The sequence below is a fragment of the Agrobacterium sp. V1 genome (assembly GCF_030518355.1).
Lineage (GTDB): Bacteria > Pseudomonadota > Alphaproteobacteria > Rhizobiales > Rhizobiaceae > Agrobacterium > Agrobacterium cucumeris.
The window spans coordinates 398,105-422,953 of the sequence record NZ_JAULSF010000002.1; the positions used below are offsets into that span (position 1 = coordinate 398,105).

The 24,849-nt window shown below is 60.3% G+C and carries 23 protein-coding genes; 11 read left to right on the forward strand and 12 right to left on the reverse strand.

All coding sequences use genetic code 11. The features are described 5' to 3' along the window. Positions 1–114: 114 nt before the first annotated feature. The 6 genes from QSV77_RS16020 to QSV77_RS16045 all read right to left on the reverse strand — a co-directional run bounded on the left by QSV77_RS16020 (position 115) and on the right by QSV77_RS16045 (position 7,143). Entirely contained in the window at positions 115–891 is a 777-nt protein-coding gene (locus tag QSV77_RS16020; protein WP_302734235.1) for an enoyl-CoA hydratase-related protein, read from the reverse strand. Then, positions 881–1,807 (reverse strand): hydroxymethylglutaryl-CoA lyase, encoded by a 927-nt coding sequence (locus QSV77_RS16025; protein ID WP_302734236.1) that lies wholly within the window; start codon positions 1,805–1,807, stop codon positions 881–883. Before QSV77_RS16025 ends, QSV77_RS16020 begins: the two co-directional genes overlap by 11 nt. Position 1,808: 1 nt before the next feature. Then, positions 1,809–3,806 carry an acetyl/propionyl/methylcrotonyl-CoA carboxylase subunit alpha gene (locus tag QSV77_RS16030; RefSeq protein WP_302734237.1) on the reverse strand — a complete coding sequence of 666 codons (1,998 nt, stop codon included), beginning with the start codon at positions 3,804–3,806 and terminating at the stop codon, positions 1,809–1,811. A gap of 7 nt (positions 3,807–3,813) precedes the next feature. Continuing rightward, positions 3,814–5,415, reverse strand: a complete 1,602-nt coding sequence (locus tag QSV77_RS16035; RefSeq protein WP_302734238.1) for a carboxyl transferase domain-containing protein — start codon at positions 5,413–5,415, stop codon at positions 3,814–3,816. Between the two features lie 7 nt (positions 5,416–5,422). After that, positions 5,423–6,595, reverse strand: a complete 1,173-nt coding sequence (locus tag QSV77_RS16040; RefSeq protein ID WP_302734239.1) for an isovaleryl-CoA dehydrogenase — start codon at positions 6,593–6,595, stop codon at positions 5,423–5,425. 74 nt (positions 6,596–6,669) lie between these two features. Then, positions 6,670–7,143 (reverse strand): Lrp/AsnC family transcriptional regulator, encoded by a 474-nt coding sequence (locus tag QSV77_RS16045; RefSeq protein ID WP_003524741.1) that lies wholly within the window; start codon positions 7,141–7,143, stop codon positions 6,670–6,672. Between the two features lie 261 nt (positions 7,144–7,404). Between QSV77_RS16045 and QSV77_RS16050 the strand changes: the two genes are divergently transcribed. The 6 genes from QSV77_RS16050 (at position 7,405) to gpmI (ending at position 14,991) form a co-directional block, all read left to right on the forward strand. Then, positions 7,405–8,568 (forward strand): acetyl-CoA C-acyltransferase, encoded by a 1,164-nt coding sequence (locus tag QSV77_RS16050; RefSeq protein WP_302734240.1) that lies wholly within the window; start codon positions 7,405–7,407, stop codon positions 8,566–8,568. Positions 8,569–8,580: 12 nt separating this feature from the next. Continuing rightward, positions 8,581–9,708, forward strand: a complete 1,128-nt coding sequence (locus tag QSV77_RS16055; RefSeq protein ID WP_302734241.1) for an acyl-CoA dehydrogenase family protein — start codon at positions 8,581–8,583, stop codon at positions 9,706–9,708. Positions 9,709–9,752: 44 nt separating this feature from the next. Continuing rightward, on the forward strand, positions 9,753–10,991 hold the full coding sequence (locus tag QSV77_RS16060; RefSeq protein WP_302734243.1) for a 3-methyl-2-oxobutanoate dehydrogenase (2-methylpropanoyl-transferring) subunit alpha: 1,239 nt from the start codon (positions 9,753–9,755) through the stop codon (positions 10,989–10,991). 3 nt (positions 10,992–10,994) lie between these two features. Beyond that, positions 10,995–12,008, forward strand: coding sequence for an alpha-ketoacid dehydrogenase subunit beta (locus tag QSV77_RS16065; RefSeq protein WP_153514590.1), 1,014 nt, complete (start codon positions 10,995–10,997; stop codon positions 12,006–12,008). Positions 12,009–12,010: 2 nt separating this feature from the next. Further along, positions 12,011–13,264, forward strand: a complete 1,254-nt coding sequence (locus QSV77_RS16070) for a dihydrolipoamide acetyltransferase family protein (RefSeq protein ID WP_302734244.1) — start codon at positions 12,011–12,013, stop codon at positions 13,262–13,264. Positions 13,265–13,473: 209 nt separating this feature from the next. Continuing rightward, positions 13,474–14,991 carry a 2,3-bisphosphoglycerate-independent phosphoglycerate mutase gene (gene gpmI, locus QSV77_RS16075; protein ID WP_271361638.1) on the forward strand — a complete coding sequence of 506 codons (1,518 nt, stop codon included), beginning with the start codon at positions 13,474–13,476 and terminating at the stop codon, positions 14,989–14,991. A gap of 78 nt (positions 14,992–15,069) precedes the next feature. Here the strand turns inward: gpmI and QSV77_RS16080 are convergent, their stop codons facing one another. The 4 genes from QSV77_RS16080 to blh are packed head-to-tail and all read right to left on the reverse strand — an operon-like array spanning position 15,070 to position 17,550. Then, complete coding sequence (locus QSV77_RS16080) at positions 15,070–15,507, reverse strand: YeeE/YedE family protein (RefSeq protein ID WP_302734245.1); 438 nt, start codon at positions 15,505–15,507, stop codon at positions 15,070–15,072. Next, on the reverse strand, positions 15,504–15,911 hold the full coding sequence (locus QSV77_RS16085) for a YeeE/YedE family protein (RefSeq protein WP_302734246.1): 408 nt from the start codon (positions 15,909–15,911) through the stop codon (positions 15,504–15,506). Before QSV77_RS16085 ends, QSV77_RS16080 begins: the two co-directional genes overlap by 4 nt. Beyond that, positions 15,908–16,261: a sulfite-sensing transcriptional repressor BigR gene (gene bigR / locus QSV77_RS16090; protein ID WP_269699176.1), complete on the reverse strand. Its 354-nt coding sequence runs from the start codon at positions 16,259–16,261 to the stop codon at positions 15,908–15,910. The genes QSV77_RS16085 and bigR overlap by 4 nt, the downstream gene beginning before the upstream one ends. Next, on the reverse strand, positions 16,255–17,550 hold the full coding sequence (gene blh, locus QSV77_RS16095) for a bifunctional sulfur transferase/dioxygenase Blh (RefSeq protein ID WP_302734247.1): 1,296 nt from the start codon (positions 17,548–17,550) through the stop codon (positions 16,255–16,257). Before blh ends, bigR begins: the two co-directional genes overlap by 7 nt. 199 nt (positions 17,551–17,749) lie before the next feature. Between blh and QSV77_RS16100 the strand changes: the two genes are divergently transcribed. Beyond that, complete coding sequence (locus tag QSV77_RS16100) at positions 17,750–18,481, forward strand: FadR/GntR family transcriptional regulator (protein ID WP_046801915.1); 732 nt, start codon at positions 17,750–17,752, stop codon at positions 18,479–18,481. A gap of 26 nt (positions 18,482–18,507) precedes the next feature. Here the strand turns inward: QSV77_RS16100 and QSV77_RS16105 are convergent, their stop codons facing one another. Continuing rightward, a complete protein-coding gene (locus QSV77_RS16105) occupies positions 18,508–19,143 on the reverse strand; it encodes a LysE family translocator (RefSeq protein ID WP_302734248.1) in 636 nt (211 codons plus the stop codon). A gap of 316 nt (positions 19,144–19,459) precedes the next feature. Between QSV77_RS16105 and QSV77_RS16110 the strand changes: the two genes are divergently transcribed. From QSV77_RS16110 to QSV77_RS16125, 4 genes are read left to right on the forward strand one after another with little or no spacing between them, the layout of a single operon-like run. Continuing rightward, the gene (locus QSV77_RS16110; RefSeq protein WP_302734249.1) at positions 19,460–20,482 is read left to right on the forward strand and encodes an ABC transporter permease; all 1,023 of its coding nucleotides are present in this window, start codon (positions 19,460–19,462) and stop codon (positions 20,480–20,482) included. Further along, entirely contained in the window at positions 20,482–21,369 is an 888-nt protein-coding gene (locus QSV77_RS16115) for an ABC transporter permease (RefSeq protein ID WP_302734250.1), read from the forward strand. Before QSV77_RS16110 ends, QSV77_RS16115 begins: the two co-directional genes overlap by 1 nt. 4 nt (positions 21,370–21,373) lie before the next feature. Next, complete coding sequence (locus tag QSV77_RS16120) at positions 21,374–22,210, forward strand: ABC transporter ATP-binding protein (protein WP_302734251.1); 837 nt, start codon at positions 21,374–21,376, stop codon at positions 22,208–22,210. Then, the gene (locus tag QSV77_RS16125; RefSeq protein ID WP_302734252.1) at positions 22,210–22,968 is read left to right on the forward strand and encodes an ABC transporter ATP-binding protein; all 759 of its coding nucleotides are present in this window, start codon (positions 22,210–22,212) and stop codon (positions 22,966–22,968) included. Before QSV77_RS16120 ends, QSV77_RS16125 begins: the two co-directional genes overlap by 1 nt. Positions 22,969–23,242: 274 nt before the next feature. Here QSV77_RS16125 and QSV77_RS16130 read toward each other — a convergent pair whose 3' ends face one another. Next, entirely contained in the window at positions 23,243–24,841 is a 1,599-nt protein-coding gene (locus tag QSV77_RS16130) for an ABC transporter substrate-binding protein (protein WP_302734253.1), read from the reverse strand. Positions 24,842–24,849: the final 8 nt, after the last annotated feature.

Consider the following 24,849-nt stretch of genomic DNA (forward strand, 5'->3'; position numbering starts at 1 on the left):
ATCCGGCGAAAGGTGCTGGATAGAACGCGATTTGCTGAACGGGGTCAACGCGGCTGCGGGCATTATATCGATTAACGCCTCAAGAGGTGACGACTACAGTGAAAGTGCTGCGGTTCAGGATGTTCCCGCCCATATAGGCGGCCGCTTTTCCGCAAAAGCCTGCCGCCCATCGCGCGCCTCATCGCTGCCGCTGAGGGTGGCGATGGTACTTTCGGCAAAGGCCAGCCGCTGATCGGACGGCATGTCGCGCATCGCCAGCAAGGCTGCCTTTCCGGCTGCGATGGCGCCTGGCGCATTCTGTCGCAGCTTTGCAAGAACATCCTCGATCAAGCGATCGAGTTCAGCCGCAGGCGCGGTGCGATTGACGAGGCCTAGGCGTGTTGCCTCCGCAGCGCTGACCGGCTGGCCGAGATAAGCCATTTCCTGAAGCCCGCCCAAAGGCATTTTCGCCAGAAGCTTTGCCGCCACCATGGCCGGGAAAAGTCCGATCCGCACTTCCGGCAGACCAAATTCCGCATGATCGGCGGCATAGGCAAGATCGCAGGCGGCAACGAGGCCTAGCCCGCCAGCCAGGACCCGGCCGTTGATGCGGGCAATGACGGGTTTTTCGCATCGCTCGATGGCGCGCATCACATCGGCAATGGGGTTTGTTCCATCGCGCGAAAGGAACATGCCACCGGCGCTTTCCTTGAGATCTGCTCCGGAACAGAAACTGCGATCTCCCGCTGCCGTTATCACCACGGCGCGCAGATTGCGGTCAGCGGATGCAGCGCGGATGGCATCCGTGAGCGCATCGGTCATGGCGGCATTGAGGGCGTTGTGCACCCCGGGCCGGTTGAGCGTCAGCCACAGAACATCCTTGCGTGTTTCGCGTAACAACTCATCCGCCATGCAGGTCACCCTCCTGTTTTGCGGCAAGCAGCGCTTTTCCGGCGCGGGCCGCGTTAGGCCTGCCGAGATGCCGGCTGATCCAGTCACCGGTCTTCGCCACCGCCATCAGGTCGATGCCGGTTTTGATGCCAAGTCCCTGCAGAAGATAAACGACATCTTCGGTGGCGACGTTGCCGCTCGCCCCCGGCGCAAAGGGGCAGCCACCCAGCCCGGCGACTGAACTGTCGAAAACGGCGATGCCTTCCTCAAGCGAGGCCAGCACATTGGCCACGCCCTGCCCATAGGTGTCATGGAAATGCATGGCGATTTTTTCACGCGGGATGCGGGCCGATACATGTTCGATGAGGTTGCGGATTTGGCCAGCTGTGCCGACGCCGATCGTATCGCCGAGCGAAATTTCGTAACACCCCATGGCGACAAGCGCATCGGCCATCGCCACCACCTCATCGGGCGCAACCGCGCCGTCATAGGGGCAGCCGGCAATGCAGGAAACGTAACCGCGCATGCGGATATTCTGGCTGGTCGCTACCTGCGCGACATCGTGTAGTCGCTCAAGGCTTTCCGAACGCGAACAGCCAATATTGTGCTGGCTGAAGCCTTCGGACGCGGAGACGAAAACGGCGATTTCCGTCACGCCGGCTTCAATGGCCGCCTCGAACCCTTTCATATTTGGAACGAGCGCCGGATAGGCTGTGCCGTGCCGCTGTCTTAGACCCTGAAACACCGCCGTCGAACCCGCCATCTGCGGAACTCTCTTGGGTGAAACGAAAGCGCCAGCCTCGACCGCCGGCAGGCCTGCTGCGGCGAGCCGCTCGATCAGTTCGATCTTGATGGCGACGGGAACTTCGGTGCTTTCGTTCTGCAGGCCGTCACGCGCGCCCACCTCGACGATTTTGACGGTTTCAGGCCAGCTCATGTCACGCGCCCTCCGGCTCGAAATCCACCAGCACCGCACCGGCTGCCACCATATCGCCTTCGGCGCAGTTGATGGCGGCGACGATACCTTTCGCCGGGGCACGGATCGTGTGCTCCATTTTCATCGCCTCCATCACAACCAGTGCCTCGCCGGCTTCGACGAGCGCACCTTTCTTGCTGAGCAAAGCACGGATAACGCCCGGCATGGGCGCCTCCAGACCACCGGTGTGGATGGTGGCGTCGGCTATATCGACGGGGTCCGGTTGGCTGATGCGATAATGCTCGCCGTCCAGAAAAAGCGTATGGCCGCGGTCTTCGGCGAAAAAATAGTCCTGCTTCTTCCTGCCATCGATGACCGCACGCAGCTTGCCATTCTCCGCGAGATTGCCGCCGATGCGGATCGTCCCGCCGTCAATCTCCATTGAAAACCCGTCCTCCTCATGGGTAACGGCAACTGTGCGCGGCTGATGGTCGAGAGTGAAATTCAGGGTTTCCCGCGTCGGTGCATTCAGGCGGAAAGCGCTGGTGCTGTTCCATGGGCTATGGGGGTCGGCCGATGACAGAGAACTCGTCTTGGCCATTTTCTGTCGTGAAAGAAGCAGGCCGAGCGCGGCGACGGCGATCTCGTTCCCGCCGATGGCTGCGGGGGTGAATAGTGCCGCCTCGTTGCGGGCGATGAAGCCGGTATCGAGATCGGCCGCCGCGAAACTCTCGAGCCTCGCAAGCCGCGCCAGAAAGGCGACATTGCTGGTGACGCCACAGATCGCCAGTTTTTCCAGCGCCAGCCGCAGCCGCCGCACGGCAGAAGGGCGATCATGATCCCAGACGATCAGCTTGGCGATCATCGGATCGTAATGCACGGTGATGGCGTCGCCGGTGCGGATGCCGCTGTCGATCCTGAGATGCGGGCCCTCATCGGGAAAAATGAGATGGCTGACCGTGCCAATCGACGGCAGAAAATCATGCGCCGGGTCTTCGGCATAAATCCGCGCCTCGATGGCATGGCCGTTGATGCCAAGGCCGGCCCACCTTTCCGGTAGGGGCTCGCCGTTGGCGACGCGGATTTGCCATTCGACCAGATCGAGGCCGGTAATATATTCCGTCACCGGATGCTCGACCTGAAGCCTGGTGTTCATTTCCATGAAATAGAAGTCGCCGGAGGGGTCGAGCAGAAACTCCACGGTTCCCGCACCGCGATAATCGATGGCGCGGGCGGCGGCGGTTGCCGCATCATACATGCGTTGCCGCAAGGCATCGGGTAGGCCGGGGGCGGGGGCTTCCTCTATGACCTTCTGGTGCCGGCGCTGGATCGAGCAGTCACGTTCGAACAGCGAAACACATTTGCCATGGCTATCGGCAAAGACCTGCACTTCAACATGCCGTGGCCGTTCCAGGTATTTTTCGATCAGCATGCGGTCATTGCCGAAAGCGGCAAGCGCTTCGCGTTTCGCGCCGGCAAGCTCCGCGGCGAAGTCGCGCTTTTGCCTGACAACGCGCATGCCCTTGCCGCCGCCACCGGCCGAGGCCTTGAGCAGCACCGGATAACCGATCTTCTCCGCCTCGCTTGCCAGCCGTTTTTCGGACTGTTCGTCACCGTGATAACCTGGAACGACGGGAACACCCGCCTCCGTCATCAGCGCCTTCGCCTCGCTTTTTCCGCCCATGGCGCGGATTGCCTGCGGCGGTGGGCCGATGAAAATGAGGTCGGCGGCGGCACAGGCTTCGGCGAACGCGGCATTTTCGGAGAGAAAGCCGTAACCCGGATGGATCGCCTCCGCGCCGGTTGTTTTTGCAGCCGCGATGATTTTTTCCGCATCGAGATAGGAGGCGCGCGCCGGTGCGGGGCCGATGCCGATGGCCTCATCGGCCAGCGCCACATGCATGGCGTTTCGGTCGGCATCCGAATAGACCGCCACGGTGCGGATGCCCATGCGGTTGGCGGTGCGGATGATGCGGCAGGCGATTTCGCCCCTGTTGGCGATCAGTATTTTCGAGAACATCGTCGCCTCACATCCTGAATATGCCAAAACGGGTGGGTTCTATCGGTGCGTTAAGCGCGGCCGACAGTCCGAGGCCAAGCACGAGGCGGGTATCCTTCGGGTCGATGATGCCGTCGTCCCACAGCCTTGCACTGGCATAATAGGGATGGCCTTCCCGTTCGTATTTTTCCCGGATTGGCTGCTTGAACGCCTCTTCGCCTTCCTTCGACCAGTGGCGGCCATCGGCCTCGATGCCGTCGCGGCGGATTTGCGCCAGAACGGACGCCGCCTGTTCACCGCCCATCACGGAAATGCGGGCATTCGGCCACATCCACAGGAAGCGTGGCGAATAGGCCCGGCCGCACATGCCGTAATTACCGGCCCCGAAGGAGCCGCCGATGATGACGGTGAATTTCGGCACTTTGGCTGAAGCGACCGCAGTCACGAGCTTTGCGCCATCCTTGGCGATACCACCAGCCTCATAGGCCTTGCCGACCATGAAGCCGGTGATGTTTTGCAGGAAAACCAGCGGGATGCCGCGCTGGCAGCAGAGTTCGATGAAATGCGCGCCCTTCAGCGCCGATTCCGAAAAAAGGATACCGTTATTGGCGATGATGCCAACGGGATAACCGTGGATATGGGCGAAACCACAAACCAGCGTCGTGCCATAAAGCGCCTTGAACTCGTCAAATTCGGAACCATCCACCAGTCGGGCAATGATCTCGCGCACCTCGAAGGGTTTTCGCGTGTCGGCGGGAACGATGCCGTAAAGCTCGTCGGGCGGGTAAAGTGGTTCTGCCGGTTCGCGGATATCCAGCTCCACCTGTTTGCGGCGGTTGAGGGTGGAGACGATCCGCCGGGTCAGCGCCAGCGCATGGCGGTCATCGTGGGCATAATGATCGGTGACGCCGGATTGGCGGGAATGCACATCCGCGCCGCCGAGGTCCTCCGCACTTACCACCTCGCCGGTCGCCGCTTTCACCAGCGGCGGGCCGCCGAGAAAGATCGTGCCCTGATTTTTGACGATCACGGACTGGTCGCTCATGGCAGGCACATAGGCCCCGCCCGCCGTGCAGCTGCCCATCACCACGGCGATCTGGGCGATACCCTGCGCCGACATAGTGGCCTGATTGTAGAAGATGCGGCCGAAATGATCGCGGTCGGGAAACACCTCGTCCTGATTGGGCAGGTTCGCGCCGCCGGAATCCACGAGGTAAATGCAGGGCAGGCGGTTCTCAGTGGCGATTTCCTGCGCGCGCAGATGTTTCTTCACCGTTAGCGGATAATAGGTGCCGCCCTTCACCGTCGCGTCATTGGCAACGATCACGCATTCCCGGCCCGAGACCCGGCCGATGCCGGTAACGATGCCGGCGGCGGGAACGGGTTCTTCATAGACCTCGTAAGCTGCAAATTGCGACAATTCCAGAAACGGGCTGCCGGGATCGAGAAGGGCCTCGATGCGATCGCGCGCCAGCAATTTTCCCCGGGAAAGATGCCGTTCGCGGGCCTTTTCGCCGCCGCCTCGGGAAATTTTTTCGACATGCTGCCGCAGATCATCGACCAGGCCCGACATGAAATCGACATTGGCGGCGAAGGTGGAGTCGCGGTTCAGGCTGGATGTAAGCTTCATCGCGTCCTCACCCGTTGCCCTTGACCAGTTCGCGGCCGATCAGCATCCGCCGGATTTCGCTGGTACCGGCACCGATCTCGTAAAGCTTGGCATCTCGCAGCAGCCGTCCGGCCGGGCTTTCATTGACATAGCCGGAACCGCCGAGAAGCTGGATGGCATCCAGCGCCACCTGTGTCGCCCGCTCGGCGGCAAAGAGGATTGCGCCGGCCGCGTCCTGCCTCGTGATGCGGCCATTGTCACAGGCCCGAGCCACGGCATAGACATAGGCGCGCGACGCATTCATGGACGAGTAGATATCGGCGAGCTTGCCCTGTACCAGCTGGAATTCGCCGATCGGTTTGCCGAACTGCTTGCGCTCGCGGGCATAGGGCAGCACCAGATCGATGGCCGCCTGCATGATGCCGACGGGGCCGGCGGAAAGCACGGCGCGCTCGTAATCCAGCCCACTCATCAGCACCGTCACGCCGTCATTGAGGCGGCCGAGGATGTTTTCCTCCGGTACCTCGCAATCCTCGAACACCAGTTCTGATGTGGGTGAGCCGCGCATGCCGAGCTTGTCGAGTTTCTGGGCCGGGCGAAACCCCTTGAAGCCCTTTTCGATCAGGAAAGCGGTGATGCCGCGTGCGCCGGCGGACATGTCCGTCTTGGCGTAAACCACCAGCGTATCGGCCTCGTGACCATTGGTGATCCACATTTTTGCGCCGTTCAGCACATAGCGGTCGCCTTTGCGTTCTGCCTTCAGCCGCATCGAAACGACATCCGATCCGGCTTCCGTCTCGCTCATGGCGAGGGAACCGACATGTTCACCGGAGACGAGTTTCGGCAGATATCTGTGCTTCTGCTCTTGCGTTCCCCATCGGTGGATCTGGTTGATACAGAGGTTGGAATGAGCGCCATAGGAAAGGCCGATGGAAGCCGAGGCCCGGCTTATCTCCTCCATCGCCACGCAATGGGCGAGATAACCCATGTCGGCACCACCGAACTCTTCCGAAACGGTGATGCCGTGCAGGCCGAGCTCACCCATCTCCGGCCAGAGCTTGCGTGGAAAACGGTCGTCCCTGTCGATCTCTGCCGCCAGCGGGGCGATTTTATCATCTGCGAATGCACTTGCGCTGTCGCGCAATGCTGCGATTTCCGGGCCGAGATCGGCATCGAAAATGGCGGCGAGGTTCAAACTCATCGCGTCTCCTCCTCCGGACGGCAGGCCGTCCCTCTTTCAGCAGCCGGCACCTCCTCCGCGCCGGCAGCCCTTATTTACGGCGTGTCACCCCCGGTGAAGGCGGCGGAACGGCGCACGAATGTCTTGATGGCGAAATTGGACTGGATGCGCGACACGCCGGGAACCGTGGTCAGGAAATCCAGCAGCTCCTGATAATGCGGCAAATCCCGCACCATGGCGTGGATCAGGTAGTCGGAACTGCCGCTGGTCTGATAACCGCCCACGACTTCGGGGATAGAAGCGACATGGTGTTCGAAGGTCGTCAGCGCTTCCTTGATCTGCCGTTCCAGCGTGACGGAGATGAAGACGCCCATATTGCCGAGCAGCCGGTTCTCATCGAACACGGCGGTATAGCCACGAATGATGCCTTCCTCTTCCAGCTTGCGTACACGGCGCAGCGTTGGTGTGAAGGAAAGGCCGATGCGGGCCGCCAGATCGCGCCAGCTCACCCGCCCGTCATCACCGAGCACATGCAAAATCTTGCGGTCGAAACTGTCGAGCTCAATCATGGATCATTTGCTCTATGATATGACTAATTGTTGGATCAAAGATATCGTCAATCAAAAAACTGTCAATCAAAATAGCTTTGAAATGAATTCGAGTTGGTGATAGCGTTCACCTAGAGCGATGGACCGCTCTAGGTTTTTGCCTGGCATCGGATTATCCGAAAACCGCGGCAAACTTTTCGGTCCGATGCTTTTGTCGAGGTCTGGAGGAGATCGCGATGACGGTCGTTTTCTCAAGCGAGAGAATGCCCAAGGGAGGTGAATTTGGCTGTGCATGACCCTGTCGTGATCGTCGGGGCCGCCCGTACTGCTATGGGTGGGTTCCAGGGCGAATTCAAATCGGTGGCTGCGCCCGATCTTGGGGCCGCGGCGATCCGTGCGGCCGTCGAACGGGCCGCTGTTCCGGTTTCTGATATTGATGATGTATTGATGGGCTGTGTGCTTACGGCCGGGCAGGGGCAGGCGCCCGCCAGACAGGCAGCCATTGCCGCCGGCATTCCCAATTCGATTGGCGCAACGACCATCAACAAGATGTGCGGCTCGGGCATGAAGGCGATCATGCTGGGCCATGACCAGATCGCGGCGGGAAGTTCTTCCATCGTGCTTGCGGGCGGCATGGAAAGCATGAGCAATGCGCCCTACCTGCTGGATCGCGCCCGAAATGGCTATCGTCTCGGCCACGGCAAGGTCATCGACCATATGTTTCTCGACGGTCTCGAGGATGCTTATGACAAGGGCCGGCTGATGGGCACTTTCGCGGAAGATTGCGCTGAAACCTATCAATTTACCCGCGCCATGCAGGATGACTATGCGCTCGCCTCGCTGGAGCGGGCGCGTCGCGCCATAGCGGAGGGAGCCTTTGAAGCGGAAATCACGCCTGTCGGCGATGTTACCGTGGATGAGCAGCCGGGCAAGGCAAGGCCGGAGAAAATCCCGCAGCTGAAGCCCGCTTTTCGCGATGGCGGAACGGTGACGGCGGCCAATTCCAGCTCGATTTCCGATGGTGCGGCCGCTCTCGTTCTCATGCGTCGCTCCGAAGCGGAAAGGCGGGGTCTTTCACCCCTGGCGACCATCATCGGTCAGGCCTCCTATGCGGATGCCCCTGCCGGATATCCAACGGCTCCCATCGGCGCGATGAAAAAGCTGTTTGCTAAAACCGGCTGGACGGCGAGGGATGTCGATCTCTTCGAAATCAACGAGGCCTTTGCCGTGGTGGCGATGGCGGCAATGCGCGATCTCGATCTGCCGCATGACAAGGTGAATGTGCATGGCGGGGCGTGTGCGCTCGGCCATCCGATCGGCGCTTCCGGCGCGAGGATCGTCGTCACCCTGCTGGCAGCCCTGCAGCGTCACGGGCTGAAGCGCGGCGTGGCCGCAGTCTGTATCGGCGGCGGTGAAGCAACCGCGCTCGGCATCGAGCGGCATTAAGGGGAGGCGGCGATGATCCTGAATGAAGCCCAGCAGCAGATCAGGGACATGGCCCGCGATTTCGCCCGCGAGCGGCTCGCCCCCGGGGCCGCTTCGCGTGACCGGGAAAGCCGGTTCCCGAAAGACGAGTTGAAGGAAATGGGAGACCTCGGTTTCCTCGGCATGCTGGTCTCCGAGGATTATGGCGGTTCGGAAACCGGTGCCGTCGCTTATGCTTTGGCGCTGGAGGAAATCGCCGCCGGTGATGGCGCCTGTTCCACCATCATGAGCGTCCATAATTCCGTTGGTTGCGTGCCGATCCTGAAATTCGGCACGGAAGACCAGAAACAGCGGTTCCTGCCGAAACTCGCTTCCGGCGAATGGATCGGCGGTTTTGCGCTGACCGAACCGCAGGCCGGTTCAGATGCTTCCAACCTGAAGACCCGCGCCCGGCGGGATGGCGACCGCTATATTCTTGATGGTGCAAAACAGTTCATAACGTCAGGCAAGAATGGTGATGTCGTCATCGTCTTCGCCGTCACCGATGCGGCGGCGGGCAAGAAGGGCATCACCGCCTTCATCGTGCCGACGGATACGCCGGGTTACGAGGTGATAAGGGTCGAAGAAAAGCTCGGCCTGCATTCGTCCGATACCTGTCAGATCGCCTTCACCGAGATGGCGGTCCCCGTCGAATTGCGGCTGGGCGAAGAGGGGCAGGGTTATCGCATCGCGCTTGCCAATCTGGAGGGTGGCCGCATCGGCATCGCTGCACAGGCGGTCGGCATGGCGCAGGCGGCCTTCGAGGCGGCGCGGGATTATGCCCGCGAGCGCAAGGCCTTCGGGCAGGCAATCGTGGAGCACCAGGCGGTCGCGTTCCGGCTGGCGGATATGGCAACGCGGATTACGGCGGCGCGGCAGCTGGTGCTGCATGCCGCAGCGCTGAAGGAGGCGGGAGAGTCCTGTCTTTCGGAGGCCTCGATGGCCAAGCTCTTCGCCTCCGAAATGGCCGAACGCGTCTGCTCGGACGCCATCCAGATCCACGGCGGTTACGGCTACATGGCGGATTATCCGGTGGAGCGGATTTATCGCGATGTGCGCATTTGCCAGATTTACGAGGGGACAAGCGATGTCCAGCGCATGGTGATCGCAAGAAACCTTTGAGGATTGTTTCGCGGTCTGGAGGAGACCGTGACGGGAGGAGTAGAATGGATATATCAGAAACGCCACATCTCAGTCTGCATGTTCCAGAGCCTGCGGTGCGGCCCGGCGGGGAGCCGGATTTCTCCAATGTGAAGATACCCAAGGCCGGCACCGTGCCGCGCCCGGATGTGGACGCCGCGCCGGAAAGCATGCGCGATCTCGCCTATTCGATCATCCGCGTCCTCAACCATCAGGGTGAAGCCGTTGGGCCGTGGGCCGGGCTGCTTTCGGACGAGGAATTGCTGGTCGGTCTCAAAAACATGATGCGGCTTCGGGCTTTCGATGCGCGCATGCTGATGGCGCAGCGACAGGGCAAGACTTCCTTTTACATGCAGCATCTGGGGGAGGAGGCGGTCAGTTGCGCCTTCCGCAAGGCGCTTTCCAAGGGCGACATGAATTTCCCGACCTACCGGCAGGCCGGGCTGCTGATCGCCGATGACTATCCGCTCGTCACCATGATGAACCAGATCTATTCCAACGAACTCGACCCGCTGCACGGGCGGCAATTGCCGGTGCTCTATTCCTCGAAGGAGCACGGTTTCTTCACCGTCTCCGGCAACCTCGCCACACAATATGTGCAGGCGGTTGGCTGGGCGATGGCCTCGGCCATCAAGGGCGATACGAAGATCGCGGCTGCGTGGATCGGTGACGGTTCGACGGCGGAGTCGGATTTCCATTCCGCGCTGGTCTTCGCCTCCACCTACAAGGCCCCGGTCATCCTTAACATCGTCAACAATCAATGGGCCATTTCCACCTTTCAGGGCATTGCGCGCGGCGGGTCCGGCACATTTGCGGCGCGCGGGCTGGGCTTCGGCATTCCAGCACTTCGGGTCGATGGCAATGACTATCTCGCGGTTTATGCCGTGGCGCGCTGGGCCGTGGAGCGGGCGCGCCGCAATCTCGGCCCGACGCTGATCGAATATGTCACCTATCGTGTCGGCGCCCATTCCACCTCGGATGATCCTAGTGCTTACCGGCCAAAGACCGAATCCGAAGCCTGGCCGCTCGGCGATCCGGTTCTGCGATTGAAGAAACATCTCACCCTGCGCGGCGTCTGGTCGGATGAACGGCACCGGCAGGCAGAGGCGGAAATCGCCGACGAAGTGCTTGAAGCGCAACGCGAGGCGGAAAGCCACGGCACGCTGCATGAAGGCAAAAAACCGCCGAAAAAGGATATTTTCGAAGGCGTTTACGAGGAGATGCCGCCGCATCTCGCCCGCCAACGCCAGAAGGCAGGATGGTAAGACATGGCAAGAATGACGATGATTGAAGCCGTCCGCAGCGCCATGGATGTGTCCATGGAGCGCAGCGACGATGTTGTGGTGTTCGGCGAAGACGTGGGTTATTTCGGCGGCGTTTTTCGCGCTACGCAGGGGCTGCAGGGAAAATACGGGAAAACCCGCTGTTTCGATGCGCCGATCAGCGAATCCGGCATTGTCGGCACTGCCATCGGCATGGCCGCTTACGGGTTGCGACCCTGTGTCGAAATCCAGTTCGCCGATTACATGTACCCCGCCTATGACCAGATCACCCAGGAAGCGGCGCGCATTCGTTATCGCTCCAATGGCGATTTCACCTGCCCGATCGTGCTCAGAATGCCGACTGGCGGCGGTATTTTCGGCGGGCAGACGCATAGCCAGAGCCCGGAGGCGCTTTTCACCCATGTCTGCGGGCTGAAGGTGGTGGTTCCTTCCAATCCTTATGATGCCAAGGGGCTGTTGATCGCCTCGATCGAAGACCCCGACCCCGTGATGTTTCTGGAGCCGAAGCGGCTCTATAACGGTCCCTTCGACGGGCACCACGACCGGCCGGTCACCCCGTGGTCCAAACACGATATGGGCGAGGTGCCGGAAGGGCACTACACCATCCCCATCGGCAAAGCCGAAATCCGCCGCCCCGGAAACGCTGTCACCGTCATCGCTTATGGCACCATGGTGCATGTGGCGCTGGCGGCAGCGGAAGAAACCGGTGTGGATGCCGAGATCATCGATCTGCGCAGCCTGCTGCCGCTTGATCTCGATAGTATCGTCAAATCCGTCTCCAAGACCGGCCGCTGTGTCATGGTGCATGAGGCGACGCTGACCTCCGGCTTCGGCGCAGAGGTGGTGTCGCTGGTGCAGGAACATTGTTTCTATCATCTGGAGGCTCCCGTCGTCCGCGTCGCGGGCTGGGATACGCCTTATCCCCATGCGCAGGAGTGGGACTATTTTCCGGGACCTGCCCGCGTCGGGCGCGCCCTTGTCGAAGTCATGGAGGCCTGATTATGGCGGAATATACCATTACAATGCCCGATGTCGGCGAAGGCGTCGCTGAAGCCGAACTGGTGGAATGGAACGTCAAGCCGGGCGATCCGGTGCATGAGGACATGGTGCTGGCCGCCGTGATGACTGACAAGGCAACGGTTGAAATTCCGTCGCCGGTGGCGGGCATCGTCACCTGGCTGGCCGTGACGGTCGGAAATACCGTGCCGGTGAAAGCACCGCTCGTCCGCATCGAAACCGACGTCTCTGCCGCCGCTCCCGAGGTCGATGTGCCGGAAGCCGAAGCGCCGGCGGATATGACGGAAACACCGCCACCCGTTGAAACCCAGCCGGCTGCGCGTCAGCCCGAGCCGCCGCCACCGCCTCCTCCAGCCGAACCACATCACAAACCGCTGGCATCTCCCGCTGTTCGTCAGCGTGCCGACGATCTCGATATTGATCTTACAAAGGTCAAGGGAACCGGGCCGGACGGGCATATCACCCATGCCGATCTCGATGGGTTCTTAACCGTGCGGGGACGACCGGAGCGGCCCGAGCCGGCAGCGGCCCACGACAGCGCCGTCGAGGAAGTGAAGGTGACGGGGCTACGGCGCAAGATTGCCGAGAAGATGGTGCTCTCCGCTTCGCGAATTCCGCACATTACCTATGTCGAGGAAATCGATGTGACGGAACTCGAAGATTTGCGTGCGACCATGAACGGTAATCGTCGTTCCGGACAGCCGAAACTGACGATCCTGCCGTTTCTGATGCGCGCTCTGGTGAAAGCCGTGGCTGACCATCCTGGCATGAATGCCACTTTCGACGATGAGAACGGTGTCGTCCGCCATTATGAAGCCGTCCATATCGGCATTGCCACGCAGACACCGTCCGGCCTCACCGTCCCGGTCGTGCGCCACACCGAAACGCTCGGCCTTTGGCAATGCGCAGACGAGGTGGCGCGCGTTGCCGAAGCGGCCCGCAACGGCACGGCGCATCGAGAGGAACTGATGGGCTCCACCATCACCATAAGTTCGCTCGGAGCCCTGGGTGGTGTGGTCTCGACGCCCATCATCAACCATCCGGAAGTGGCGATCATCGGCGTCAACAAGATCATGACGCGTCCGGTCTGGGACGGGACGCGCTTCGTGCCACGCAAGATGATGAACCTGTCGTCCAGCTTCGATCACCGGGTTGTCGACGGCTGGGATGCCGCCGTCTTCATCCAGGCCGTCAAGGCGCTCCTGGAGAAGCCGGCACTGATATTCATCGACGGTTGAGGTTTCATCCAAAAGCTTTTTTCCGTGAAGCCGGAGTGCTTCACGGAACTGTTTCGGTGTCGGTATAGGCTTGCGTTCGTGATCTTGGGGTATAGAAGAGAAGAACGAGAAGCATGTTTTCTCATCATGATCATAGTGGCGGACGAGGGCGCTCCGGTGCCCGGCGATCCGCTGTCCGCCGGCAACCGAATGAAGAAGAAGGTCCTCCCATGCGCACTCCCAAACCCGTTGTCCTGACTATTCTCGATGGCTGGGGGCTGAGTGAGGATAAATCCAGCAACGCGCCAGTGCTGGCGAACACGCCCACCATGGATCGACTTTTCGCCACCTGCCCGAATGCGACGCTGACCACTTTCGGCCCGAATGTCGGCCTGCCCACCGGCCAGATGGGTAATTCCGAAGTCGGCCACACCAATATCGGCGCCGGCCGCATCGTTGCGATGGATCTCGGCCAGATCGATCTGGCGATCGAGGATGGCAGCTTTTTCCGCAATGCGGCGATGCTTGATTTCGCCGCCACCGTAAAGGCAGCGGGCGGCGTGGCGCATCTGATGTGCGTCGTTTCCGATGGCGGCGTCCATGGCCATATTCTCCACGGCCAGGCGGCGGTGAAGCTCATGATCAGCCATGGTCTGAAAGTCGTCGTGCATGCCATCACCGATGGCCGCGATGTCGCGCCGCAATCGGCGGAAGATTTTGTTGCGGCGCTGGTGGCGAGCCTGCCGCAAGGTGCGAGCATCGGCACCGTGATTGGCCGTTATTATGCGATGGATCGCGACAATCGCTGGGAGCGCGTTGAAAAGGCCTATGACGCCATGGTTCTCGGCAAGGGCGAACATGCGCCTGATGCGGTAAGCGCGGTCGCGCAGAGCTACAGGAACGATGTGACGGATGAATTCATCCTGCCGACGGTGATCAATGGTTATGAGGGTTTCAAGGCCGGCGATGGGTTGTTCTGCCTGAACTTCCGCGCTGACCGTGCCCGTGAAATCCTGCTTGCCATCGGTGCGGATGACTTTGATGGTTTCGCGCGTGAAAAGCCCAGGCTTTCGGCATTGCTTGGCATGGTGGAATATTCCACCCGGCACGCTGCTTTCATGACGACGGCCTATCCGAAGCGCGATATCGCCAATACGCTGGGTGCATGGGTGGCAAAACAGGGGCTCACGCAGTTCCGTCTCGCCGAAACCGAAAAATATCCGCATGTCACCTTCTTCCTGAATGGCGGCAAGGAAGAGCCGGAAGTGGGCGAAGACCGCTTCATGCCGAAATCCCCCAAGGTTGCGACGTATGATCTGCAGCCGGAAATGAGCGCGCCGGAAGTGACGGAGAAATTCGTCGAGGCGATCGGCAAGGGCTATGATCTTATCGTCACAAATTACGCCAATCCGGACATGGTTGGTCATACCGGGGATCTGCAGGCTGCTATCAAGGCTTGCGAAGCCGTGGATCGCGGGCTTGCTGCTGTCGTTGCCGCTCTCGAGAAAGTCGGTGGCGCCATGCTGGTAATCGCTGACCACGGCAATTGTGAAACCATGGTCGACCCCGTGACCGGCGGCCCGCACACGGCGCATACCACCAATCCGGTGCCGGTGATCCTGTTTGGCGGCCCGCAGGGTGCAAAGCTGCATGACGGCATTCTCGCCGATGTTGCGCCCACCTTGCTGCAACTGATGAACGTGCAACTGCCCCCGGAAATGACGGGCAAGAGCCTGATCGACCTGTAACAAGGTCTTGGCGCGGGTGTTTTGTCACCCGCGCTGCCCATTCTTATCATGCCTGGGTATGAAGGTTGGCGGGTTGCTTTATGGCTCTTTTGCCAGAAGGCGATCATGCGCCAACATGCCTGCAATCATGGCGCAGACAAAAAGAATGACCGGCAGAAGCCCGAGAGCGAAAGCCGACAGTGCCGGGCCGGGGCAGAAACCGGCAAGCCCCCAACCAATGCCGAAAATGGCTGAACCAAGGATGAGGGACCGGTCGATGCGGGTTTTTGCCGGAAGGCTGAAGTCTTCGGCAAGAACCGGCCTGGCAATAAAATGGCTGAGCAGAGTACCCGGCACGGCGACCGAGACTGCACCGCCAAGAACAAACATCAGGCTCGGGTCCCAATGGCCGCTCGCCACATCGAGAAAACCTGAAACGCGGGCCGGATCGACCATGCCGGAGAGCGACAGGCCGAAACCGAACAGGGCTCCTGAGATCAATGCCAACGCAACACGCGCCATGGCTTGATTTTTCATGACAGGGCTCCCGTTATTGTTGCCGCGACAATGCCGGTCATCAGGAAGGTTACGGTTGCAGCGATGGAGCGCCGGGAAAACCGGGCCAGCCCCATGATGCCGTGGCCGGAGGTGCAGCCGGAGCCCATGCGCGTGCCGAAACCCACCAGCAGGCCGGCAATGATGATCAGCGGCCATGGGGCGATTATGGTTATCGTCGGAAGCCGTCCGAATGCGGCGGTGTAAAGATAGGGCCCGGCCAGCAGGCCAGCCACGAAGGCTAGATCGGCAAGCCGCCGCTCCCGGCCGAGCATCCTGCCCATGATACCGGTGATGCCGGCGATGCGGCCGTTGAACAGAAACAGGAGGATGCATGCAAAACCGAGAAGCATGCCGCCGAAAAGCGAGGGCCAATAGGGGCTCACGGGGCCGCCTCCGGTGCACAGAATATGGCGTAGAGAGCCTCGATAAGCTGGGCCGCTTTCGTCTCGCTCATCCGGTAGAAAATCTGCTTGGCTTCGCGCCGGGTTTCGACAACACCCGCTTCCCGCAGCACGCCGAGCTGCTGGGAAAGCGTGGGCTGGTGAATATCAAGCTTCGTCTCCAGTTCGCCGACTGAAAATTCTGCCTGCGCCAGCGTGCAGGCCAGCATCAGCCGGGCAGGATGGGCGAGTGTCTTTAAAAGCAGCGCAACTTCGACGGCGCGTTCTTCCATGGCGGGCAGGGGGATTTCGGCGATGCCCGGAACCTGTTGCCAATTATTGTCTTTCACCATGTGCTACCCTCCAGCCCATCGAGCGGGAATTTGAGGTAGCGTTTGCCGTTGGCCTCTGGCTCCGGCAGGCGGCCACCACGGATATTGACCTGCAGCGCGTGCAGAATGAGCTTGGGCATCGGCAAGGTGCGATCCCGAGCTTCGCGCAGACGGATGAAGCCTTCTTCCGTCACGCCGGCCAAGTGCGGATTGCTGCGTTTCTGTTCTGCGACCGTGCTTTCCCATTTCGGTGCGCGGCCGCCGGGCTGGTAGTCATGGCCGGTGAAAAGCCGCGTTTCCTCTGGAAGGGCAAGAATGTCCTGAATGGAAGCCCAAAGCTCGCTGGCGCTGCCACCTGGAAAATCGGCGCGCGCGGTGCCGGAATCCGGCATGAAAACCGTATCATGCACAAAGGCGGCGTCGCCCACGACATAGGTGACGGAAGCCAGCGTGTGGCCGGGCGAAAACAGTACGAGGGCATCCAGTGAACCGATGTTGAACCTGTCACCCGCTTCAAACAGCCGGTCCCATTGCGAGCCATCGGTCTCCAGATCGGGCCAGTTATATTTCGCCTGCCAGAGTTTTTGCACACCGGTAACTTTTGCGCCGATGGCGGTCTGGGCGCCGGTTTTCTGTTTCAGATAATGGGCAGCGGAAAAATGGTCGGCATGCGGATGGGTATCGAGTATCCATTCTACCGACAGGCCTTCGCTTTCGATATAGGCCAGAATGGCATCGGCATTCATCGTGCCTGTCGCACCGGATTTCTCGTCGAAATCAAAGACGGGGTCGATAATGGCGCAGCGTCCGGTCGCCGGGTCCGAAACGACATATTGCAGGCTGGATGTACGCGGATCGAAGAACGCCTTGACGTGCGGTGCCGCCAAAGCCCGCCGCTCCAGCCAGCGGACCGCGCCGGACAGGTCAAAACCGTGCGCCCTGCCGAAAGCCTCGATTTCGCTTTGCTGCATACGCGCGTCAAGCGCTTCGCCGAGCACGTAGAGTGTCAGCGCGCGGGTGCCGCCTTTGCAATGGGCAAAAACAGGGCCGTCGGCCGCGGCCATCGCCTGCTGGAAAGCGCGAATATCGGCCTCGGTCATGGTCGGTCCGGTCACCGGAATGAAGCTGTAAGTCAGACCTGCCGTGCCGGCAGCAGTTTTTTCCCGCATATTGCCCGGCTGGCCGGCGTCTTCGCCGTCCGGTCGAGCGTTGATGATGCTTTTATACCCTTGAGAGGAGAGTGAAGGGAAATCGGCGATCTCCGGCTGGCCGGCCACGGTCAGACGCTCGTTGATCTTGATGGCGCTCATCAGCATCTCCTGTTGTTCTAAATTAATATATGTTATTGTATAATGTATATCGTCTTCCCGCAAGAGTTGGAAATTTCTTTTCGAGCGACAGGATGGATGACCGCGAGGGTCAGCCAAGCCAATCGTCGAGACGCCCGGCCCTTGCAATGTTGCGGGTGTTTGCTAACATGCCAGACAGGTTAAAAACAGGTGGGCTGGAATGGACGTTGAGAGCAGCACGAAGCAGGGAGTATCGCTCGCGGCGAAAATCAGTTCGGCACTGAGACGGGATTTGTCGGAGGGCGTGTTCCGCCCGGGTGACCGTCTTCCGAGCGAGAGCGCGCTCACGCGTGAATATTCCGTAAGCCGTACCGTCGTGCGCGAAGCCATCGCCATTCTGCGCGCCGATGGTCTCGTTGAAGCCCGCAAGGGCGCGGGCGTTTTTGCCGTGGAGACGAAACCAGCCAAGGAACTGCCTTTCAACGATCTGGCTATCGGGCGGATTTCCTCGGTAATCGAGTTGCTGGAATTGCGAACGGTTTTTGAGGTTGAATCCGCCGGCCTTGCGGCATCGCGTCGTTCCGCCGTGCAGGTGGAGGCGATTGTCGATGCGCACCGGCGGATTGGTGATTGCCTGGCCGCCGGGCTGCCGACACGGGATGCCGATTTCGAATTCCATCTGGCGATTGCGCAGGCAACGCAGAACCGGCGTTTTCCGGAGTTCCTTCAACTCATTCGTTCCGGCATCATTCCGCGTGGCGAATTGCAGGGCGCGGCACCCGGCGCACGTCCGAAGGATTATAATCTCCATCTGCAGGAGGAACACGCCAGGATCGTCGACGCCATCATAGAAAGCGATGCGGATGCCGCGCGCCAATATATGGCGGCGCATCTGCGCGGCAGTCTGGAACGTTACAAGGTACTTCTGCGCTCCCGTACAGCGGCGGAGTAAGCCGGAAAGACAGCAGTCTCAATGGCTTAGGTGCTTGCCCGGCGATAGAGGGCCAGAGAGGCGGCAAGCGTCAGCAGCGCGCCGCCGCAAATCCGGTCAAGCCACAGGGCGCCGGATTTGCGTAACATTCTGACGGCCTGTGCGCCCAGCAGGGCGTATCCGAACATCACGATGAAATCGATGGCGGCGAAGACCAGCGCAAGCACCGCATATTGCGGGATTTGCGGCGCCAAAGGGTTGATGAACTGCGGCAGGAAAGCAGAAAAGAACAGATAGCCCTTGGGGTTGGTCACCGCGACAAGAAAGCTCTTGAGGAAGATCGAGCGTGCGGATCTCGCCCCGTTCGTATCTGCCGGTTGCAGCGCACCGTCGAGCGTACCTCTGGAGCGAAGCAGCATAAGACCGAGAAACGCGAGATAACAGACGCCCACCCATTTGACGACGCTGAACCAGAATTCCGAGGCAGCGAGCAGGGCTCCCAGCCCCAGCGCAACCGCACCGATCAGAACGAAATCGGAGAGAATTGCGCCGGCCATGCCGGTCAAAGCGCGCTGAATTCCGAATTTCGAGCTATTCGAAAGCGCCAGCAAAACAGTCGGACCGGGCGTCGCGATACCGATGAAAGCGACCAGGGCAAATGCCAGAAGCGTCATATCGGCCATTTCTTGCTCTCCCCCGAAGCCCTCGATGTTGTCGGCAATGCCTGGAACTGCATTCGCGCCGGCATATTTTCGAAACGAAAGAATACAGGCTTTTGCGGTTGCGACAACGTAAGGGGTTTATTTTCCGGCGAGGTGGAAACCCCGGTAACTGCAGGGTGAAATTTCCACCGGGATAAATTTTTCGGAGCTTTTCGCACTGTCGATTTTGCCGACCCGTGCTTGACAGCTTTCGACACCTGTGACAACTTGTGAATAGTTGTCAGACAGGATTGCGCATTCATCCTTGCGCCGATCGGTTTCTGGCAAGGGAGGAATCATGTCAAAAAGACGCCTTTCGCTTTATGGCCTGTCCGGCCAGATCGGAAGTATTGCCGTTACGCTGCTTGGACTGCTGCTGCTGACCTTTTTCATCGGTCGCCTGATGCCCGCCGATCCGGTGCGGGCGATCGTCGGTGAGGATGCAACCCGTGAAACCTATGAACAGGTCTATCATGCGCTCGGCTTCGACCGTCCGCTGTGGCAGCAGTTCACCTATTATCTCGGAGATGTCTTCACCGGCGATTTCGGTACCTCTATCCGCACCGGCCGACCGGTCATCGAAGACATCATCCGGGTCATGCCGGCGACGATGGAGCTTGCGACCTTCGCGATCCTGATTGGTGCCGGCCTCGGCATTCCCATGGGGGTTTATGCCGCCGTCAAGAAAGACCGCTGGCAGGACCATCTCGTGCGCGTGGTCAGCCTGTTCGGCCATTCCATGCCGATCTTCTGGACCGGCATGATCGCACTGATCGTTTTTTACGCCCATCTCGGCCTCGTTGGCAGCGGTGGTCGCATGGACCAGTTCTATATCGGTCTGGTGGAGGAGCGGACGGGCTTCCTGCTGATAGACAGCCTGCTTGCGGGTGACATGGAAGTGTTCTGGTCGGCGATCAACCACCTCATCCTTCCCGCCGCCCTGCTCGGTTATTCTTCCTCGGCCTATATCACCCGCATGACGCGCAGCTTCATGCTGGATCAACTGGGCCAGGAATATGTAACGACCGCGCGCGTCAAAGGCCTGTCGCAGCGACAGACGGTGTGGCTGCATGCTTTCGGCAATATTCGCGTGCAGCTGGTCACCATCATTGCCCTTGCTTACGGCTCGCTGCTGGAAGGCGCGGTGCTTATCGAGACCGTCTTCGCCTGGCCCGGTTTCGGGCAATATCTCACCAGCAATCTTATCATCGGCGACATGAATGCCGTGATGACCTGCGTGCTTATCGTCGGCGTCATCTTCATCGGACTTAATCTCCTGTCCGACATTCTCTACCGCTTTTTCGATCCGAGGACCCGCTGATGACGGCTCGTGCAGAAACCTCCTCTCGTCTTCCCGTGCCGTTAAACGCGCTGAAGAACATCATCCTCTTCCTGCTGAAAAGCCCGACATCGGCCTTCGGCCTGCTGATCTTGCTGCTGCTCGTCGTTTCGGCGATTTTCGCGCCGTGGCTCGCGACGCACGATCCTTACGTGCAGGATCTCGCCAACACGCTGCAGCCACCCGGCAATGGCCATGTCTTCGGCACGGATGAGTTGGGACGCGATATCTACAGCCGCCTGCTCTGGGGTGCGCGCATCACGCTCACCATCATCACGCTGGTGTCGGTCATCGTCGGCCCGGTCGGCCTTCTGGTCGGCACGGCGTCAGGTTATCTCGGCGGCAAGTTCGATACGGTGATGATGCGCATCACGGATATTTTCCTGTCGTTCCCCAGCCTCATCCTGTCGCTCGCCTTCGTGGCAGCACTCGGGCCGAGCCTCAACAATGCGATCATCGCCATTGCGCTCACCTCGTGGCCACCGATCGCGCGTCTCGCGCGCGCCGAAGCCATGACCTTCCGCAAGGCGGATTATATTGCTGCTGCACGGCTTCAGGGCGCCTCGCCGCTGCGCATCATCATCAAATCGATCATGCCTATGTGCCTGCCTTCGGTCCTCATCCGCCTGACGCTGAACATGGCGACCGTTATTCTGACTGCTGCCGGCCTCGGCTTTCTTGGTCTCGGCGCGCAGCCGCCGTTGCCGGAATGGGGGGCGATGATCGCCACCGGGCGGCGTTATATGCTGGACAGCTGGTGGCTGGTGACGTTCCCCGGTGTTGCGATCCTCTCCGTCAGCCTCGCCTTCAATCTTTTAGGCGACGGCCTGCGCGATGCGCTCGATCCGAAACAGATGAACCGGAGATAAGGCCATGGAAAAACCAATCCTTGACGTCGAAAATCTCCGCATTCGTTACGGCGGCTCGGCAGCCGAGGCGGTGCGTGGCATCTCCTTCACGCTTGGCCGGGAGCGGCTGGGCATCGTCGGTGAAAGCGGCTCGGGCAAATCCACCGTCGGCCGGGCTCTGTTGCGCCTTTTGCCATCGGCGACGATTACCGCCGACAAGCTCGATTTCGAAGGCCTCGATCTTCTCGCGCTCAGTGAAAAAGAAATGCTGAAGGTTCGTGGGCGACGCATGTCGATGATCCTTCAGGATCCGAAATTTTCCCTCAATCCCATTCGCCGCGTCGGCGAACAGGTAACGGAAACCTATCTTCGCCACTTCAAGGCGTCGAAATCCGAGGCTCGGGAAAAGGCGCTCGCCATGCTGGATGCGGTGAAGATCCGTGATGCTGCGCGCGTCTATGAGCAATATCCGCATGAAATCTCCGGCGGCATGGGCCAGCGCGTGATGATCGCCATGATGTTGCTCGCCGATCCCGACCTCGTCATTGCCGACGAACCGACCTCGGCGCTGGATGTGACAGTGCGGTTGCAGGTGTTGAACATTCTCGACGGTCTGGTTCGGGATCGCGGCATCGGCCTCATCATGATCAGTCACGACCTCAATCTCGTGCGCAATTTCTGCGACCGGGTTCTCATCATGTATGCCGGCCGTGTGGTGGAAACGCTGGCCGCCCGCGATCTCGATCAGGCGCAGCATCCCTATACGCGCGGCCTCCTGGCCGCGCAGCCGCGCATCGGCGGCTCGCGCGCACCGCTTGCGGTGCTGGATCGCCGTCCCGAATGGCTGGAGGAGAACGTATAATGGCCGTTTCCGTCGAAACCCGCGATCTTTCCATCACCTTCGGCAGCGGCCATACGGCGCTGAAAGTGCTGCCCTCCGTCTCCTTCAAGGTGGAGCCGGGCGAGTGCTTCGGGCTGGTCGGCGAAAGCGGCTCGGGCAAATCCACCGTGCTGCGCTGCGTGTCGATGCTCAACGACTTCTGGAGTGGCGAAATCCTCATCAACGGCAGATCGGTTCGCGATATGCCGCTGATCGAGCGGTGCCGCATGCTGCAAATGGTATTTCAGGACCCTTACGGCTCGCTGCACCCCCGCCAGTCGGTGCGCACCGTGCTTTCGGAATCGCTTGCGATCCACAAGCTCGGCGACCGTGAAGAGCGCATGCGCAAGGTCATCACCGATGTCGGCCTGCCCGTCTCCTTTCTCGACCGCTTTCCGCATCAACTTTCCGGTGGCCAGCGGCAGCGTGTGGCGATTGCCCGTGCGCTGATCCTCGAACCGTCGCTGCTTCTGCTTGATGAGCCGACATCGGCGCTCGATGTCTCGGTGCAGGCGGAAATCCTCAACCTGTTGCAGCGACTGCGGCAAGAGCGCGGTTTCACCTATATCATGGTGACCCACGATCTCGCCGTGGTCGATCACATGTGCGACCGTTTCGCCGTGATGCTGCGCGGTGAAATCACCGAAATCCTGCCGCGCGAGGCCATCGCCGGCAATGGCGCGACGCATCCCTATGCCCGCGAACTGATCGGTGCCTCACTGGAATATGAAGGCGCTTGACGCCTCCCAAAACGTGACTGTCCTCCTCCGGGGCGTCACGCATAATAACATCCTCCTTCCTTGCCCGGCCTCCCTGCCGGGCATTTTTTTGGAATGATGCCGAGCGTAGGTAGAAAAAGAAAAGGCGCGGGGTTAGCCGCGCCTCAGGGATTACAAATTCCGCTACCAGATTCGCTTCCTCCGCCGTCATCCTCGCCCTTGAGGCGAGGATCCATAAGCGGTTGAAGCCATGGATCCTCGGGTCAAGCCCGAGGATGACTGCGTACGGAATACATCACCGCTCCTTGCTCACCTCTTCAAAGCGCGAAAGCCAGGGGCTGACGATCATGCCCTTGACATCGCTGCGGAAGGCGGCGGTGTCGATGACTTCGGAGAAAGGCTGGATCGACATGACGATCTCGTCCATATAGCCCTGCAGGTCCTCATAAAGCTTCGTCTGTTTCGCCACGTCGCGCTCGACCAAGGCTGCCTCGATCATCTTGTTCAGCTTCTCATCGAAGAAGCTGGTGCGCCAGCTTTGGTAATTGGTGAGCTTGGCATCATCGGCGTTGTTGGGGTTATAGGCGATGGAGCGCAGGTTGTTGTCGGGATGTGGCTGTTGGCCGCCGCCGCCGCGGCCGAGCAGCAGTTCGAAATTCCGCTCGCGCATGGCGCCATAGATCTGGTCGCCGGAGCCGCTGATCAGCTCGGCCTGAATGCCCGCCTGCGCCAACGTGTTCTGGATCGCCGTTGCCGCCTTCATGAAAGGATCTTCCGAAAGTACGCGCAGCGTCGTCTTGAAACCGTTGGGATAACCGGCCTCAGCCAGAAGCGCCTTGGCTTTTTCAATGTCGAGCTTGTAGCCCTGATCCGGCAGCGCGCCCATCACACCGGTGCTGAGGGAGCGCTGATGTAGCTTGCCGTAATAGGGCATGACCGCCTTGTCGAGACCGTCGTAATCGATCAGGTAACGCAGGGCCTCGCGCACCTTCTTGTTGGCGAATTTCTCATCCTTCATCGAAACGCTGAGATAATAAAAGCCGGAGCCGGGTGTGGATTCGATGGTGACGGCCTTGTCGGCCTCAAGCGATTTCAGATCGGGGGCCTGCAGGGAATAGGCGACATCGATATCACCTTTTTCCAGCATCAGGCGCTGCGACTGCGATTCCGGCAGATGACGCATCAGGATGCGCTTCATCTTGGCCTTCTCACCCCAATAATCGTCGTTGCGGGTGAGGATGATATATTCGTTGGACTTCCATTGCGTCAGCTTGAAGGGGCCGGAACCGGCGGAATTCAGCGTCAGCCATGCGCCGCCCAGATCGCCGTCCTTTTCATTTTCAAGCGCGGTCTTGCTGTCGATGATCGAGCCGGGACCGTTTTGCGCAAGGATCATCAAGAGAAGGTTGGGGTCGTCAGGCTTCGGAATATTCAGCACGAAGGTCTGGTCGTTCTCGGCAACGAACAGCTTGTCGGCTTCCTCCAGTTTGAAACCACGGGTTTTCAGGAAGGAGGATTGCGCTAGGTTGCGGGCAAGCAGGCGTTTCAGGCTCCACGCCACGTCCTTTGCCGTCACGGCATTGCCGGAGGCGAATTTGGCATCGGCGCGCAGATGGAAGCGGATGGATTTCCGGTCTTCGGCAATTTCCCAACGTTCCGCGAGGCGGGGCTGCACGCTGCGATCTTCAGGCGAAAGCACGACGAGCGTGTCATAGACGTTGTTCAAAACCTGCACGGTCTCGCGGCCGGTGATGGCGGCGGGATCGAGGGTCAGGATATTGCTCATGGTTGTGGCGACGATGAGCTGGTCTTTCGGCGTTTCAGCGAAAACACTGAGCGGCATGGCGCCGATCAGCAATGCGCCAAGCGCTGCGGTTGCAAGAAAATGTTTCATTTTTCCTC

Excerpts from the sequence above, each read along its gene's own strand:
- QSV77_RS16105 (WP_302734248.1), bottom strand. The coding sequence starts at position 19,143 with ATGGCCGATATGACGCTTCTGGCATTTGCCCTGGTCGCTTTCATCGGT.
- QSV77_RS16125 (WP_302734252.1), top strand. The coding sequence starts at position 22,210 with ATGGCCGTTTCCGTCGAAACCCGCGATCTTTCCATCACCTTCGGCAGC.
- QSV77_RS16060 (WP_302734243.1), top strand. The coding sequence starts at position 9,753 with ATGGATATATCAGAAACGCCACATCTCAGTCTGCATGTTCCAGAGCCT.
- QSV77_RS16030 (WP_302734237.1), bottom strand. The coding sequence starts at position 3,806 with ATGTTCTCGAAAATACTGATCGCCAACAGGGGCGAAATCGCCTGCCGC.
- QSV77_RS16035 (WP_302734238.1), bottom strand. The coding sequence starts at position 5,415 with ATGAAGCTTACATCCAGCCTGAACCGCGACTCCACCTTCGCCGCCAAT.
- QSV77_RS16130 (WP_302734253.1), bottom strand. The coding sequence starts at position 24,841 with ATGAAACATTTTCTTGCAACCGCAGCGCTTGGCGCATTGCTGATCGGC.
- QSV77_RS16080 (WP_302734245.1), bottom strand. The coding sequence starts at position 15,507 with ATGAAAAATCAAGCCATGGCGCGTGTTGCGTTGGCATTGATCTCAGGA.
- QSV77_RS16040 (WP_302734239.1), bottom strand. The coding sequence starts at position 6,595 with ATGAGTTTGAACCTCGCCGCCATTTTCGATGCCGATCTCGGCCCGGAA.
- QSV77_RS16100 (WP_046801915.1), top strand. The coding sequence starts at position 17,750 with ATGGACGTTGAGAGCAGCACGAAGCAGGGAGTATCGCTCGCGGCGAAA.
- QSV77_RS16025 (WP_302734236.1), bottom strand. The coding sequence starts at position 1,807 with ATGAGCTGGCCTGAAACCGTCAAAATCGTCGAGGTGGGCGCGCGTGAC.
- QSV77_RS16045 (WP_003524741.1), bottom strand. The coding sequence starts at position 7,143 with ATGATTGAGCTCGACAGTTTCGACCGCAAGATTTTGCATGTGCTCGGT.
- QSV77_RS16020 (WP_302734235.1), bottom strand. The coding sequence starts at position 891 with ATGGCGGATGAGTTGTTACGCGAAACACGCAAGGATGTTCTGTGGCTG.
- QSV77_RS16070 (WP_302734244.1), top strand. The coding sequence starts at position 12,011 with ATGGCGGAATATACCATTACAATGCCCGATGTCGGCGAAGGCGTCGCT.
- blh (WP_302734247.1), bottom strand. The coding sequence starts at position 17,550 with ATGAGCGCCATCAAGATCAACGAGCGTCTGACCGTGGCCGGCCAGCCG.
- bigR (WP_269699176.1), bottom strand. The coding sequence starts at position 16,261 with ATGGTGAAAGACAATAATTGGCAACAGGTTCCGGGCATCGCCGAAATC.
- QSV77_RS16110 (WP_302734249.1), top strand. The coding sequence starts at position 19,460 with ATGTCAAAAAGACGCCTTTCGCTTTATGGCCTGTCCGGCCAGATCGGA.
- gpmI (WP_271361638.1), top strand. The coding sequence starts at position 13,474 with ATGCGCACTCCCAAACCCGTTGTCCTGACTATTCTCGATGGCTGGGGG.
- QSV77_RS16120 (WP_302734251.1), top strand. The coding sequence starts at position 21,374 with ATGGAAAAACCAATCCTTGACGTCGAAAATCTCCGCATTCGTTACGGC.
- QSV77_RS16115 (WP_302734250.1), top strand. The coding sequence starts at position 20,482 with ATGACGGCTCGTGCAGAAACCTCCTCTCGTCTTCCCGTGCCGTTAAAC.
- QSV77_RS16065 (WP_153514590.1), top strand. The coding sequence starts at position 10,995 with ATGGCAAGAATGACGATGATTGAAGCCGTCCGCAGCGCCATGGATGTG.
- QSV77_RS16055 (WP_302734241.1), top strand. The coding sequence starts at position 8,581 with ATGATCCTGAATGAAGCCCAGCAGCAGATCAGGGACATGGCCCGCGAT.